Genomic DNA, 14,576 nt, shown 5'->3' with positions numbered 1-14,576 from the left:
CGATCAACATTTTGGGTGCGAGCCAAACGCACCAGCCGTGTTGTAGTGTTCCACCGTCGCGTTTCATCTTTTCGCGGACGTTGGGAAAGCATTCGGATACCTTGGCGTAGGACTCATGCTTCAGGTCAAGAAACACGGGCTTGCCCGCGTCTGGCAAAGCATCCATCAGGCGGCGGGTGTCCGCATCGATTCGATCTGGTGTGGTTTGGATCATCTATGTGTGCGAACGTTCAGGATCACGCGGCGGCGACGAGAGACCAACCACTTCAAAAAACCTGACTTCGCCGCTCGTCGTGCATCCGTTTGTTCTGTCGCGTTCGTTACGTTTGGAACTGGTGTGCGAGTTCGGCTTCAATCAGGTCGCGGTAAAGTTCCGCATCATCGATTATCGGTTTGTATTTGTCGGAATCAATGGTCCGGTCGTGAACGGATCGTTTTGCAAACAATACGAGTCGCCAAATATCGGGTGGATCAAACAGTTGCCCATCCAATGTTGAGAAATCAAAATCGATTCCGCCATGCCCGTTCGTTCGAGTGACGTCAACACCTCTGCCGTGTGTTCGGTAGGACCATCCCGTGCCCACGAGGTCGTGACGCCCCCGATGCTCGGGACGCAATACGTCGCGTGGACATTCAAGATTGAGTTCGTCCACCAGTAGCGTCACCGCATCGTCGCGATGCGACATCCAATCAGCGATCAACTGCCGTATTGTAGTGGGGTCGATGTAAGCGTCTCCTTGTCGACAGAACGTTTGAATTCACCGAGGACGCGCGGTGGACATTGATTTGGAGAACAACTGGGCCGCGTCCTTCGGTGCAATTCTTGGTTCTGGCCGTGCTCGTGCTCGTGCTCGTGCTCGTACTCAGCATCGCGGTACTCGTACTCGTCAGCAGCATTGTACTCCGCGTTGGATTCGGAGACAGCGTCGGTGCGGGCGATCAGCAATGTTCAGCGGAATCGATTGGTCGCGCGCACGACGATGAAGGCCGACAAGATCCCTCGCGACGGCGAACGATGAAGCGACGTAGTCAATCGACAGTCTGTAAACATCAAGTCGATCGTGGTCGAAGATTGGTTCGGTCATCGGTACCCCATTTCGAGCACGAGTACCGGCTGCGCCTGAGTACGAGCACGAGTACGATTTCTTCATTGCCAGAACGTCTAAAATCACCCGGTCGCGACGAGAGATTCTCCATTGTCAAAACCACCGACTTCGCGACTCGGGTGCATTTTTTTGTTGTTTTGCGTGGTGAATTCAAATCCGAAACGCAATTTTTTGCGAAATCATTCGAAAAGAAACGCGGGTGTTTGGTAACCATGCCGCTTGCGCGGTCGGCTGTTGAGTAGCCTAGCAACCTGAGCGACTCGTTGCCAGCTGATCGAGGCGTACGCCAGACCCTTCGAAAAATATTGTCGAAGTAAGCCGTTGGTGTTTTCGTTCGTGCCACGCTGGCCACTGCAGTACGGATCTGCAAAATACACCTTCACTTGGAACCATTTCGTCAGCAAACGATGATAAAAGAACTCCGTCCCATTATCAAACGTCATCGTCTTGATCTGACTAATAGGAACACCACTGAACATCTTGCGGATCGTGTCCATTACCAAACGAGTTGCCTTCGTTCTGCATCGGCCGATGAGGACATAGCCCGTCATCCGATCCACCGCTGTAACCAGGTAGCCCGTACCCTTCTTGCAGACAACCAGATCCACTTCCCAGTCCCCGATCCGACGTCGAGCACTGGCCACCGCTGGACGATCATGGATCGAAACACGGTTGGCGGCTTGATTGCGAATAAATCCCGGCTTTTGCTTGCGATGATGACGCCCTTGGCGTCTCATGGCACGGCGGTGCGGGTGTTTTGCATCGAGCGACCAAAGGTATTTGTAGATCGTCTGATGGCTGATTCGCACCGCCGCCTCCTCCTCCACCAACGCTCCGCTGATCTGCTAGGGCGACCAGTTTAAAAGCAGCTTTTTGCTGACATAGCTAAAGAGTTGAGAGTCTTCCAACTTACTCACAACCGAAGGTCTTGCCTTCAAGGCCTTCGCACGACGCTCCGCCTTCAGCGGATGATAATGTTCGCCGTTGACGAAGTTGCGAGATCGCTCACGCGAGATCACCGAGCCGTCACGACCGAGCTCGGCGGCAACCTCCGCTTGCGAGTGACCGGCGCGGAGCATTTCGCTAATGACAATTCGTTCTTGGAGTGTAAGATGAGCCATGACTGACTGAGTTCGTATGCGTTGCTGGATTTTGAAGTTCCAAACAACATCGCGGACTCAGTCGGTCTTTCGCTAGATGGCATCAAAAAAACAAAGTTTTTAGCAACTCTAAAAATTGCGTTTCGGGTTTGAATTCACACGTCGTTCGTGTCGGCGGTCTGTGAGGCCCGCAATTTGTCACGAACATCCATCAGTATCCTGCCGAGTTTGTTTTGCCCTGTTCCATCGGCACCGCAGCCCCAGTAGTAATCGCCCCGCGCATTCTCGACCAGTTCTTCGTCGGCAGTGTCAAGAAGTCGCTGTCGAATGTCATCGTGTGTTTCGAATTTACGCATTACGGCTCGATGCATGATCGAGTCTTTTACGTCTTCCCAGTCGTCACGTAGCGGATATTTGGTTGTTCGCCCAAATCCTTTTGCGTCACCGGGAGTTCGAGCACGGTGAATTGCCGCTTCGTGTTCGGTACCTGCGAACTTTTGAGCTTGGAAGTAGTGTTCGACAGTTCGCCAATACTTGCCATCAAGTTCAAACCCGTGCGACGAGAAGTTGCAAAAGTCTCCGTATTCATCGGTCCGGCTGTAGAAATAAATCGTCATCGGTACGTTCGCGATGGCTTAGCAAAATAACGCTACGCGTAACCGGGCACGCGCGAGAGATTCTCAATTTCATAAACGTCAACTCGCGCGCTCCGGTGCACGCGATTGTTACCCGTCCGTTTTGGTTTCGACTTGCTCACGAATGAACGCCCCGAATCCATCGTAAATTCGGGACCAAACGTATGGAGCGTCTGCGGGCTCTTCCGAGTATTCGTGGTTCCAGTACCAGACCGGTAATTCGCCATCCTCGTCGGGATGATAGGTATCAAGACAAAATAGGCCCCCGCCCCAATCGCTCGCAATCGGGATCATAATTTTATGGGCAATTGATGGGATGAAGGAACTCAATTCCTCCATCTTTGCTCGTAGATCGAGATGGTCCGATCGGTCAATACCGAAGAGCCGAATTGATCCGATGGCACCGCCGTTGATTTCAGCGAGAAACTCCTTGTAGCTTGACGGAAGCTGGTCGTCCAGCTCAGCATCAAGCTTGTCGACTGACGCCGCGGTCGCGCCCTCTTGTATCGCTTCTGACTCCGGATCGGTTCGGATCGCGTCAAACAACGAATCAGTGAAATGTTTCATGTTGCAAGTTGTGCCGGGGCAAAGTGTCAGTCGGGTAACGGCGGCGATGTGCGGGCGGCGAAGGGTGATTGAGCCACTTTGCAAAAACGATGCCGCCGCTCCGTCACCATCGCATGGTTATCGCAGATCGCAGCAAGCATCAATCGAGCATGGTTGCAGTGGCGTTCCGCCCCGTGGGTGGCCCGTCAAGCAGGCAACCGTTGGGATCGACCAGTGAGGCTAGTGTAACGGACTGCGATGACAAGATGTTGCACGATCACGACCGCGAATTTTGCTTGTTATGGCAGCGATGGAATGAATTGCAAAACCAACGCAGGCCACACGGCTAGTTGCGATAACGCCTGCGGTAACCGGGCCGCCGCCAAAAGATCATGATTTCAAAACCCGCGTAATCGGCGGCTCCGGTTCACCGCTTGGTTCGCCTCGACGGGCAAGTCGCTCACCCTGCCATGTCGTGATCAAAACGGTGAGGTCCGACCACCAGCCACTTTGACAACCATCTTGGTGTCCGGTGCGGTCAATACAGGGCTTGGGTTCGTAACGGTTACCTTGAAATGCTCTTCCGCCTTGCCCGTGACATCCGTTCGGAGATACTCCGTGGCTTCATCAATAAATGCTCCAGTCGCGTCAAAAAATTCAGCCTCAATCGTGACACCGGTCCATGTGCGAGAGCCTGAATTTGTGATCAGCCCAACGATCTCCATGCGCCCCTCATGGCTGCGCTTTTGCGTATCGCTGATGGACAATTCCGTGGCGATGTCACCTTTGAAGAATGTCAACTTCAGGAGAGGAAAGAAACCCAACAGTAAAATGGGGACCATGATCAAGAGATGCTTCCAGCCCCATGACATGTTGAGGTTCGACATTTCGGCCCCGCAATTGGAGCACTTCATCTTTGCACGCATAAGGTCAAACTTCTATTGAGGCGAACGTTAGTGATCAGCGGGGACGGGCGAACGACTTGCAAGCAGACCAGAAAACCGACCACCCGTCCTCCGTTGCATCACATGGTTCGGCCCGTTTTTTGTGGCGCGGACAATATGCGATCAATCTAAGATATTTTCCGGTTCATCGTAGTCCCAGAATCGCACATCTATCTTGGGATGCGAGGAGCGGAATTGTCTAACCGCGCTCACATACCCCAGTTCCTCCGGCGGCACTACGCTGTTGGGATCGATCGAACCGTTGTTGAAGAAAACCTCGTCTAAGTGCTCAAATCGTCTGAGCATCGCGATGATTTCCGGATTTTGTTCATATTGGACTTCAATTCGAACAACACGTTTGAATGCGTCGAGATTCAAATTGCGAAAGAATGACGGACCGCGGAAATCGAGGTGGGCCATTGCACCGCTCCACGTCCCGCACCCATCGTAAGGATGTCCACCGTCAGCGATGACAACTCCGTTCTTGGTCAAGCGTTCGAGATCATCGAGAGCTGCAAACTCGTTTCGGCGTTCCGCGACATTCCACGAATACCATCCGCACGCACCGGCAACTAGGGCCGTTGCGAGAAGCGTCGAACGAACTGTGTATTGGAGTTTCATGATTGAGTGGGCGAACGGCCGGCATCACCGGGCGGGGAGAGTAAAGTTGTCCATCTCAATTTCGGCCGCAAGCCCCGCTCCGTGTGAATGCCATGGTTATCCGCATCCCACGAGTTCAGAAGAGCGATACCGCATCACCATCAATAATCTGACCGTCAGCGTTAAAGGTAACCGTGAGGCAGTGTTCGTGCAGGTCTGGTGAGTCGCCACCAGTAATTAACAAGAGCTCATCTTCGTAGTCGTTACCAGATAGCATGAAAACGATTGAGTACGGAACTGCTAGGATCTTTCGAAGTCTTGCGGCAGACACCTGAGGCGGATCTTCCTCGCCACAGTCAAGAAACCCATTCAGCAGGTCAAGTAGCTCGACGGCCGCGTGTTCACGAAATGCCTTGAAGTACCGAACACGTTGACGCCAAACCTGCTCGGCTAGCGGAAGTAGCCGCTCGATCGCGTCGTCCGTCTCACAGAAGAATCGAAGATCGATTTCCCTGCCCTTGTGGTCCATCTTCAGGGAATAGGAACGATCGCTTGCGTGGCACTTGAGTTTGCCAAAAACTGTCGAGGACACGTTTCGTTTCATTCGGAGGCGTGTTTTCTTCGGTTCGGATAACGGCGGCCGTCACCGGGCACGGAGAGACGACTTTCCACTTTGTAAAACCGCACAAGCCGTGCTCCGCGTGCACGGCATTGTTCTGCCTTCATCTCGTAGCGGGGGCAAACTTGAACACATCGAGAATCGGGAACTTGCGTATCCACCATGATACATAGTTCTCAGGCGCCATCCACGCCTTCCCTGTCTCGAACTCGAATGTGGCTGTCGCCACTCCGGATTGAGAGATGGTTGCGACCGAAAGTGTGACGTTGTCATATCCTTTGGGGTTATCCCCAAACGTGCAGTCTGTCATCAGGTGCGCGGGAATGTCGAACGGGCCATCGTATGAAACGCCAACGAGCCGGCGGGTCGTCAGCGCGTACCAGTTGGCGTTGGACGTTATCGCAGTCACTACAGCGCGCTCGCCATCTGAAGCACCGAATAAATTGAGTACCTCATCGTGATGGTTTTCGATTCGGGTGTATCGCCAGTTTTCGGGAGTCATCGAACTTCGGCGAATGTCCCAGATCACGTTGTTGTAGATTTTCTCGTCTGGCCTAGGATTCATGTTAGGTTCGATGGCAGAACGTTACCGTTGACCGAGCCGGGAGGGTCAACGTCTCTACTGCATTTGGTTGCGCAAGCCCGGCTTCGGTCCAACGGATGGTTCCCCGTCGTCTTGCTTCATATAGACGCGAGTAATGTAGTCAGTCTCAGCGTATCGAGCGTGGCAGGAGATACACGAGTCAATCCGTCCACGCGCAAGAATACGACGTGTGCGTCCATCGATCACAGAGTACTCCCAATTTCGATTTTGTGCGTCGAATGTCGATCCCATCTTTCGCATTACCGTGTAAAGCTCCGGGTCTCTATCGCTCTTAGACCTTAGTTTCGACTTGACGATCATCGATCCCTGGGGGTAGTGATTCAGTCCGTCAATCAATGCACGTTTTCCTTTTTCGTTCACGTAAACGTTGCAAAATGCGGATTGACCATACCCATCATGGATCAGATTTGCGTCGAATCCGAAGGGCCGGCACGCCTTGTTCGTCGAGTCATCCATCTCATGTGGCTCGTCCGTGATTCGGATAAGGCGTTGCCGGTTGGTGGCATCGCGGATCAATTCCCAATCAGACGGTTCCTCAGCAAAAGAGATCGACGTCAGGAGTAAGACAGGTACGCATGAGATCAACGTGTTTCGTAACATTGTCGTGCTGCATTCGAGTCGGGGAACTATCTTTTTAACCCCGGGTCAGTCGGGTGATATAATCCAATTCGACCTTATATCACTCGGTGAGTCAAGTGATTTGGGTTATATCACTCGATAGCACCGTGAGTCGAGTGATATATGGTTTTATCACTCGAGAGCATCGAGGAGTCGACGATCATGTCGGTGTTGAAATTTGAGGAAAAAGTGCTGTCCCATAGCGGACTTCCGGAAAACGATCGAACTTGGTTCCCGCGGTGGCTACGCCGCTACGCACTTGCCCAGCGCGGCGGTGTTGACGATGACCTGTCCGTGAATCGGCATTCGGTGTTGTCATTCTCGAGGACATTGCTAGCAAGTGGTGCTCCGGCATGGCAACGCTGGCAGGCCGTGCGAGCGGTGGAATGTTACCGTGATTTGGTATTGGCTCGCAGCGAGCCAGATTTGTCGGACGTGGTTTTGACTTTGGCTCAGCTGGGCAAACGCGAACGCAACATTGAACTGGATGCACCGCCGACCGAAGAGGAATTGGCCAAATTGCGTGGCAAAGTGAATCGCAACGAGCCCATCTTGATTCAGCGAATGCGCGGCGACATGCGAGTGCTGCATTACGCGATGGCAACCGAGCGAGCTTACGTTCGTTGGGTGAAGCGGTTCAGCTACCATGTCGGTTCGCAAGATTTGCAGTCGTTTGGCGAACTGGACATCGGTTCCTTCTTGACGTCGTTGGCCGTGGAAAACAAGGTGGCTGCGAGCACACAGAGCCAAGCTCAATCGGGACTGATGTTTTTCTATCAGTGCGTTTTGGGAAAAAGGCTGGGGGTCATCATTTCGATGCGTGTCAGGCCAAGCGAGTCGATTCCCGTTTGGTTTAGCCGAGGCGAAATTGAGCGATTGCTTGAGCAGTTAGTCGGGGTTCACCGGTTGATGTTTCTGTTGATCTATGGGGCTGGGTTGCGACACAAGGAGTGCCGTCGCTTGCGGATCAAGGACGTTTGCTTTGACGAGGGACATATTGTTGTTCGCGATGGCAAGGGTAACAAGGACCGCATTACGTTCTTGCCCGAACAAGCGATACCGGAGTTACGTCAACAAATCGAAGTGGCTAAGCGGTTTCATCGGCTGGATGTCGAGGAAGGGTTTGCGCAGGTTTACATGCCGCACGCTTTGGCCAAAAAATACCCCAATGCGTGTCAGGATGCGGCTTGGAAGTGGGTGTTTCCTTCACGCCAGCGAAATCGAGACAAGCGGTCTGGGACAGTATGGCGACATCACATTGCCGAAGAGCAATTTGCGGCGGCGCTGAAAGTAGCACTTCGTCATGCGAAGATTGACAAGAATGGTGTGCCACATTCGCTGCGGCACAGTTTCGCGACGCATTTAGTTGAATCGGGAACGGATATACAGACGGTCCAGAAGCTGATGGGACATAAGGATATCGAGACGACGATGCGATATGTACACATCCGTCCGAAGCTCGGAGAAACGGTCAAGAGCCCCGTCGATACATTGCCGGATTCCTAAGCCATTCGCCCTGGTCAGTCCACTGGACCGATGGAGGGCGGGAAAGCATTTTCAATGTTTCTCTATTTTGTGTGTGGCTGCACCTTCGGTTGCTCCGGTGGCACTCCGCTGAGTTCCACCGCAATGGCGAGAATCGGATTATTGGCAATCCTTGCGGCAGTTGCAAGCGAATTGTTTGAAAAATGGGTTTGCTGCTGCGAAGCAAAGAAACGCGAGGTGATTGGAAGCGAGAGAAAGTATTGAACAGGAGGTAAGGGAGGGAACGGAGATGAGGTGATCTGCGGCTCTGTTTCCTCTGTTTGCTCCTGTTCAAGTTGTCCGAGCAATCGGCCTTTTGGTCTACGAGAGAGAACACCTGCCGGGATTCGGAGTTGTGATTGAATGGGGGCGGCTGAGTGTGGGTGACGGTCGTCTTGAGGCGGGATCTTTAGCAAGATCCACTACGGAGGGTGGGGCTAGACGGAGCAGACGTGGAATTGATGCGCGGTGTGGAGATTGGAAAGGTGCTGTGTGGCGGTATTTTGGCTTAGGTTGAGACCTTTGAGAGGGAGCAAGTATTCGCGTTGATTTGCGTCGATTCGCGGGCCTGTTTTTTCTGACAGCGCTGCGCTGGTGCGAGTGCAAGATAGCTGGTCCGATCGTGATAGACGTCGGTCTTTCCTGTCGCCCCTTCGGGGCTTTCGTTTTTGGGTTGCATTGTAACCCACGGCTCACGCCGTGGGCTACATCATGCCGTCCCGTTCGGGACTTGGGGATGATCGTTGAAACGCGTGCGCTGCACGATGTGGTTGCGATTGCTTGCAGCAACGCTGAGGCCGGGGAGAAGAATTGAAAAAGTTAAATTGACAATTGTAAATTTTAAAATGGATGGGCGTGGCGACTCGGCGGGAAAGGATGCTGCCGAAAATGATTCAACAGGAGGTAAGGGAGACAACGGAGAAAAGGTGATCTGCGGCTCTGTTTCCTCTGTTTGCTCCTGTTCAATTTGTCCGCGCAATCGGCCTTTTGGTCTACGAGAAAGAAAAACCTGCCGGGATTCGGAGTTGTGATTGAATGAGGGCGGCCGTGTGGGGTTGACGGTCGTTTTGAGACGGGATCTTTAGCAAGATCCACTACGGGAGGTGGAGCTAGACGGAACAGACGCGGAATTGATGCGCGGTGTGGAGATTGGAAAGGTGTTGTGGGGGCGGTATTTTGGCTTAGGCTGAGGCCGTCGAGAGGGAGCAAGTATTCGCGTTGATTTGCGTCGATTCGCGGGCCTGTTTTTTTCTGACGGTGTTGCGTTTGCGCGAGTGCAAGATAACTGGTCCGAACGCGGTCGACGTCGGTCTTTCCTGTCGCCCCTTCGGGGCTTTCGTTTTTGGGTTGCATTGTAACCCACGGCTCACGCCGTGGGCTACATCATGCCGTCCCTTTCGGGACTTGGGGATGATGGTTGTCGCCCTTGCTGCGCACTGCGATTGCTAGTCGCTTGCAGCGATGTTGGGAAGGAGTGAGAATTGAAAAAGTTAAATTGACAATTGCAAATTTTAAAATGGATGGGTGTGGCTCGTCGGGAAAGGACTCCTCCGAAAATGATTGAACAGAAGGAAAGGGAGGTAACGGAGATGAGGCAATTTGTAACTCTGTTGCCTCGATTTGCTCCTGTTCAAAACAGACCTCGCATTTGTTGCTTGCGTTTGCGGCGGGGAGCAGCGGCTGTGATTGAATGGGGGCGGCGCCGAGGGGGTGACGGTCGTTTTGGGGCGGGATCTTTAGCAAGATCCACTACGGGAGGCCTCGACGGCCCGTCCGACCTCTCCCGTGCTCGGGAGAGGTGGCTGTATGGAGCGAGGCTCGCAGGTCACCAGCGTCCAGCACCAGGTGACCTTCACGCGACCTGCGGATCACTCGTCGGTGACGCAGCCTTCGCTGGCGCTCTTGACGTTCTTGATGTACTTGTACAACGTGCCTCGCGTTGCTTTCAGTGGCGGCGCGGTCCAGGCGTCGCGGCGTTTGGCCAGGTCGGCTTCGTCGACGTCCACATCCAGACGGTTGGTTTCCGCATCGATCGTGATCGTATCACCATCTTGAACCAGAGCGATCGGGCCACCCTCTTGGGCTTCCGGCGTGATGTGACCGACGATAAATCCGTGGCTGCCGCCGCTGAATCGTCCGTCGGTCAAAAGTGCCACATCCGATCCGAGTCCCGCACCCATGATGGCACTGGTCGGGGTCAGCATCTCAGGCATGCCGGGGCCGCCCTTGGGACCTTCGTAGCGGATCACGACAACGTCGCCCTTTTGGATCTTCTTTTCCTCCAGTGCATGCAGCATGTCCTCTTCGCTGTCAAAGACGCGTGCCGGGCCGCTGAACTGCAATCCCTCTTTGCCCGTGATCTTGGCCACCGCGCCGTCGGGCGACAGCGAGCCACGCAGAATGCGGATGTGACCCGTTTTCTTGATCGGTTCCTTGGTCGAGTGAACGATCGTTTGACCTTCTTTCAAATCGGGCAGCGACTCGAGGTTTTCGGCCAGCGTTTTGCCGGTCACGGTCATACATGATCCGTCCAGCAGTCCTTCTTTGAGTAAGTACTTCATCACTGCGGGGGTGCCGCCCACTGAGTGCAAATCCTCTTGGACGAATTTGCCGCTTGGTTTCAGGTCGGCGAGGAATGGGATGCGGTCGCTCACGCTTTGGAAGTCGTCGATCGTCAGCGGTACATCGACCGCACGCGCCATCGCGATCAGGTGCAACACGGCATTGGTGCTGCCACCGAGTGCCATCACGGTCACCATCGCGTTTTCAAACGCAGTGCGGGTCATGATGTCGCGTGGTTTCAGGTCCAGTTTCAGCAGTTCTAGGATCGCATGGCCTGCGTGGCGGCACTCTTCTTTTTTCTCGGGATCGACCGCCGGGATGCTGGCCGAATAGGGCAGCGACATGCCCAAGGCTTCGATCGCCGACGCCATCGTGTTGGCGGTGTACATCCCGCCGCATGCTCCGGCACCTGGGCAACTGTGACGAACGATCTCTTTGCGTTCTTCTTCGTTGATTTGACCGGCAATGAATTGGCCATAACACTGAAAGGCACTGACGATATCAAGATTTTCGTTTTTGAATCGTCCCGGCTTGATCGTCCCGCCATAGACCATGATGGCGGGGCGGTTCAGACGTCCCATCGCGATCAAACATCCCGGCATGTTCTTGTCACATCCAGGCAGTGCGATCAACGCGTCGTACCACTGGGCAGCCATGATCGTTTCAATCGAATCGGCGATCAAATCGCGACTCTGCAGCGAGTAGCTCATGCCGTCGGTGCCCATCGAGATGCCGTCGCTGACGCCGATCGTGTTGAACCGCATGCCGACCAGCCCCGCGTCGACGACACCCTTTTTGACCTCGGCGGCCAAATCCAATAGGTGCATGTTACAGCTGTTGCCTTCGTACCAGACACTTCCGATGCCGACCTGCGGCTTGTTCATGTCTTCGGAAGTCATCCCGGTGGCGTAGAGCATCGCTTGGGATGCGCCTTGGCTTTTGGGCTGGGTGATGTTTTGGCTGTACTTGTTTAGCGGAGCATTCATGGCCGGTGGAGATACGCAGTGCAGGAGGAATGGGGGAGAAACGTCAACAAGCGAAGAGAGTTTGATGCGGGGGTGAGTTCGCGTTCTCTGGCAGACTAAATCTGCGTCGATTTGCCGACTTCACAGGCCACCGATTATGATCTTCAGCGAGCGTTTCACAACGGGACGGCTAAGCGAACTTTATCGGAGTAGACAAAATGGTGCGTTTTTCGTGGTTTTTGCTGGCGTTGGCGGTTGTTACCCTTGGTTTTACGCCCGGCAGCCGCGAGGCATTTGCGGACGATTTTGAGCTCAAGTCGATGTCGCTGTTCGATGGTGACACCTTGGCGGGGTGGGAAGGGAACGGATATTGGTTCCGAATCGAAGACGACGCGGTCGTCGCCGGGCGGCTGGAGGAAAAAATCCCGCACAACGAATTTTTGTGCACGATGGAACGATTCGCCGATTTTGATCTACGGTTGGAAGCCAAATTGGTCTCCGCCAGCAAGGATTCGGCCCGTGGCAATACAAAGCCCTCCTTGAATGCCGGAGTCCAGTTCCGCACTAAACGCATCCCCGGCGACACCGAGGTGTCGGGCTATCAAGCCGATATGGGATGGATTGGCGATCGATCGATTTGGGGTGCACTGTACGACGAATCACGCCGCCGGAAATTTTTGGCCGAACCCGCTGCCGATTTACCCCAAGACCTTGTCAAAGAAAACGACTGGAATTCGATTCGAATTCGCTGTGAAGGACCACGCATCCAAATTTTTATCAATGGTGTGCTAACAGTCGATTACACCGAAACCGATGACACGATTCCACGGGATGGCATCATCGGACTGCAAATCCACAGCGGTCCTCCGGCCGAAGCCCATTACCGAAACATTCGTATCCGTAACCTCACCAGCAAATAGGCAATGTTGCTGATCGCTCCACGATCTCGCGTTTTTGCCATTGTGCGTTTCGCAGCTCCTGCGTTTTTACAACTTCTCGTTTTGATCGCGGCGCGATCAACGGCCTCGGTATTATGAAAATTGAGTTTGTGTATTTCGATCTCGGCAACGTGATCGTTTCCTTTGATCCGAAAATCGCGGTCAATAATGTGGCAACCCGGTTTGGGGTCGACGCCGCGATGGCGGAACAGGCGATTTATATCAGTGGGTTGCAGGATCGATTCGAGCATGGCCACGTGACGGGCGAAGAATATGCGAGAATTGTGCGTGATGCGTTGGCCGTTTCGGATGCTCAGATGCCCACGACGGCACTGCTTGACGCAATTAGTGACATGTTCACCCCGATCGAATCGATGCGGAATACGGTCGCGCAGGTCGACGAATCTGGAACGCGTTACGGATTGCTATCGAACACCTGTCACGCTCACTGGGACTGGATCGCCCGTCAAACGTGGCAGGTTTCGTCGCTGGCGTGGCCCGTTCGCGTGTTGAGCTGCGAAGTCAGCTCGATGAAGCCCGATGGCGGGATTTATCAGGCGGCCGAAGAATTGGCCGGTGTTTCTCCCGCATCCATTCTGTTTCTCGACGACAAACATGAAAATGTCGCCGCGGCGATCGATCGAGGCTGGAATGCGGTCCAGTGCTTCGGCGGCGAGCAAGCGGAAGCGGCACTGAAGCAATACGGGGTGATTTCGTAGCACGATCTGCCGCGGGTTAGCTCGCGAACGTGGTGGCGGGTGCGGGTGCGGTGTTCGGCTGTGCCCGGCGGCGTGGGCGCCGTATGATGGAGGCACGCGACGACCACACCCCTTTCTCCCTTTTCGATTGCTTTTCAACTGCAATGGCACAGCTGGCAAACCCCCCATCGATCCCACTCCATCCCACGCCTCCTCGTCCCGTTGCTGTCATCGATATCGGGGCAACCAGCGTTCGCATGGCGATTGCCGAAATCCATGCCGATGGCGAAGTCCGTACGCTCGATACGCTGGTCCAGCCAGTCGATCTAGGGCGAGAAGCGTTTGACGTCCGGCGATTTTCGCGAGCGACCATCGAAAAGGTCGCCGGAATCCTGAAAAAGTACCAGCGAGTGCTGCAAGAATACGGCATTGCGGCACCTCATGATTTGCGGGTCGTGGCCACCACCGCAGTGCGTGAAGCGCTGAACCGACTCGCGTTTACCGACCGTGTCTACATCGTCACGGGGATGAATGTCGAACCGATTGATGAAGCGGAAGTGAACCGCATCACCTACATGGGGATCATGCCCCAGCTTCGCACCCATCCCGAATTGGCAGATGGTCGCTCGGTGGTGGTCGAAGTCGGGGGCGGGAACACCGAATTGTTGGTTATCCGCAGCGGCAATGTGTTGCACAGTCAATCGTATCGCCTGGGATCGCTGCGGTTGTTGCAATTGTTAGATCAAGCCAACGTGTCGGTCGCGCGACGTCGAATTTTGTTAGAAAGTCATATTCGACGGATCTTGGACATGATCGTCGAAGAGGTGCACTCCGATGCGATGATTCACCTCGTTGCCTTTGGAGGCGACATGCGTTTCGCCGCCCATCAACTACTTGATGATTGGGATGGCACGTCGCTCGCCCAGCTGTCGACCGATCGCTTGATCGAATTTACCAACGAAGTGCTGAAGCTTGACGAAGACGCCATTGTCAAACGATTTGGAGCAAGCTTTATCGAGGCCGAGACGCTCGGTCCGGCACTGCTTGCCTATTCAATGTTGGCCCAAGCGTTCAATCAGACCCACGTTTACGTGTGCGATACCAATTTGCGTGACGG

16 protein-coding genes and 1 pseudogene are annotated in these 14,576 nt (G+C 54.2%); 5 read left to right on the top strand and 12 right to left on the bottom strand.

The genetic code is table 11. The annotated features are described in order from the left end of the window. From ABX962_RS14195 to ABX962_RS14145, 11 genes are all read right to left on the bottom strand, one after another. Nucleotides 1-214: hypothetical protein (locus ABX962_RS14195; RefSeq protein WP_372720469.1), on the bottom strand; the 214-nt coding region annotated here is incomplete at its 3' end. A 106-nt stretch (nucleotides 215-320) separates the two neighbouring features. After that, nucleotides 321-701, bottom strand: a complete 381-nt coding sequence (locus ABX962_RS14190) for a hypothetical protein (RefSeq protein ID WP_372720467.1) — start codon at nucleotides 699-701, stop codon at nucleotides 321-323. A gap of 584 nt (nucleotides 702-1,285) precedes the next feature. Next, nucleotides 1,286-1,948 (bottom strand): IS30 family transposase, encoded by a 663-nt coding sequence (locus ABX962_RS14185; RefSeq protein ID WP_372720471.1) that lies wholly within the window; start codon nucleotides 1,946-1,948, stop codon nucleotides 1,286-1,288. Nucleotides 1,949-1,951: 3 nt separating this feature from the next. Continuing rightward, nucleotides 1,952-2,227, bottom strand: coding sequence for a helix-turn-helix domain-containing protein (locus ABX962_RS14180; RefSeq protein ID WP_372720465.1), 276 nt, complete (start codon nucleotides 2,225-2,227; stop codon nucleotides 1,952-1,954). Between the two features lie 134 nt (nucleotides 2,228-2,361). Next, nucleotides 2,362-2,823 carry an NADAR family protein gene (locus tag ABX962_RS14175; RefSeq protein ID WP_372720463.1) on the bottom strand — a complete coding sequence of 154 codons (462 nt, stop codon included), beginning with the start codon at nucleotides 2,821-2,823 and terminating at the stop codon, nucleotides 2,362-2,364. Between the two features lie 108 nt (nucleotides 2,824-2,931). Next, a complete protein-coding gene (locus tag ABX962_RS14170) occupies nucleotides 2,932-3,408 on the bottom strand; it encodes an SMI1/KNR4 family protein (protein ID WP_372720461.1) in 477 nt (158 codons plus the stop codon). Nucleotides 3,409-3,866: 458 nt separating this feature from the next. Continuing rightward, nucleotides 3,867-4,313 carry an FxLYD domain-containing protein gene (locus ABX962_RS14165; RefSeq protein ID WP_372720459.1) on the bottom strand — a complete coding sequence of 149 codons (447 nt, stop codon included), beginning with the start codon at nucleotides 4,311-4,313 and terminating at the stop codon, nucleotides 3,867-3,869. A gap of 141 nt (nucleotides 4,314-4,454) precedes the next feature. Beyond that, nucleotides 4,455-4,751: a hypothetical protein gene (locus tag ABX962_RS14160; protein WP_372720457.1), complete on the bottom strand. Its 297-nt coding sequence runs from the start codon at nucleotides 4,749-4,751 to the stop codon at nucleotides 4,455-4,457. Between the two features lie 316 nt (nucleotides 4,752-5,067). Then, a complete protein-coding gene (locus ABX962_RS14155) occupies nucleotides 5,068-5,535 on the bottom strand; it encodes a hypothetical protein (protein WP_372720455.1) in 468 nt (155 codons plus the stop codon). A 118-nt stretch (nucleotides 5,536-5,653) separates the two neighbouring features. Continuing rightward, a complete protein-coding gene (locus tag ABX962_RS14150; protein ID WP_372720453.1) occupies nucleotides 5,654-6,052 on the bottom strand; it encodes a hypothetical protein in 399 nt (132 codons plus the stop codon). Nucleotides 6,053-6,169: 117 nt separating this feature from the next. Then, the gene (locus ABX962_RS14145) at nucleotides 6,170-6,610 is read right to left on the bottom strand and encodes a cytochrome P460 family protein (RefSeq protein WP_372720451.1); all 441 of its coding nucleotides are present in this window, start codon (nucleotides 6,608-6,610) and stop codon (nucleotides 6,170-6,172) included. A gap of 285 nt (nucleotides 6,611-6,895) precedes the next feature. Between ABX962_RS14145 and ABX962_RS14140 the strand changes: the two genes are divergently transcribed. Continuing rightward, nucleotides 6,896-8,278 carry an integron integrase gene (locus ABX962_RS14140; protein WP_372720449.1) on the top strand — a complete coding sequence of 461 codons (1,383 nt, stop codon included), beginning with the start codon at nucleotides 6,896-6,898 and terminating at the stop codon, nucleotides 8,276-8,278. 54 nt (nucleotides 8,279-8,332) lie between these two features. Beyond that, nucleotides 8,333-8,521, top strand: coding sequence for a hypothetical protein (locus tag ABX962_RS14135; RefSeq protein WP_372720447.1), 189 nt, complete (start codon nucleotides 8,333-8,335; stop codon nucleotides 8,519-8,521). Between the two features lie 1,643 nt (nucleotides 8,522-10,164). On the opposite strand, the gene ilvD is transcribed toward ABX962_RS14135, so the two are convergent. Beyond that, complete coding sequence (ilvD, locus tag ABX962_RS14130) at nucleotides 10,165-11,844, bottom strand: dihydroxy-acid dehydratase (protein ID WP_372720445.1); 1,680 nt, start codon at nucleotides 11,842-11,844, stop codon at nucleotides 10,165-10,167. Nucleotides 11,845-12,041: 197 nt separating this feature from the next. Here ilvD and ABX962_RS14125 point away from each other — a divergent pair, with 197 nt between their 5' ends. The 3 genes and pseudogenes from ABX962_RS14125 to ABX962_RS14115 form a co-directional block, all read left to right on the top strand. Next, nucleotides 12,042-12,743, top strand: a complete 702-nt coding sequence (locus tag ABX962_RS14125) for a DUF1080 domain-containing protein (RefSeq protein ID WP_372720443.1) — start codon at nucleotides 12,042-12,044, stop codon at nucleotides 12,741-12,743. Nucleotides 12,744-12,856: 113 nt separating this feature from the next. Next, nucleotides 12,857-13,480: an HAD family hydrolase gene (locus ABX962_RS14120; protein ID WP_372720442.1), complete on the top strand. Its 624-nt coding sequence runs from the start codon at nucleotides 12,857-12,859 to the stop codon at nucleotides 13,478-13,480. 143 nt (nucleotides 13,481-13,623) lie between these two features. After that, nucleotides 13,624-14,576 (top strand): annotated as a pseudogene (locus ABX962_RS14115) (exopolyphosphatase); the annotation flags it as partial.

The organism is Novipirellula sp., assembly GCF_041583735.1.
Classification (GTDB): Bacteria; Planctomycetota; Planctomycetia; order Pirellulales; family Pirellulaceae; genus Novipirellula.
This window is presented reverse-complemented; position numbering and strand designations above follow the sequence as displayed.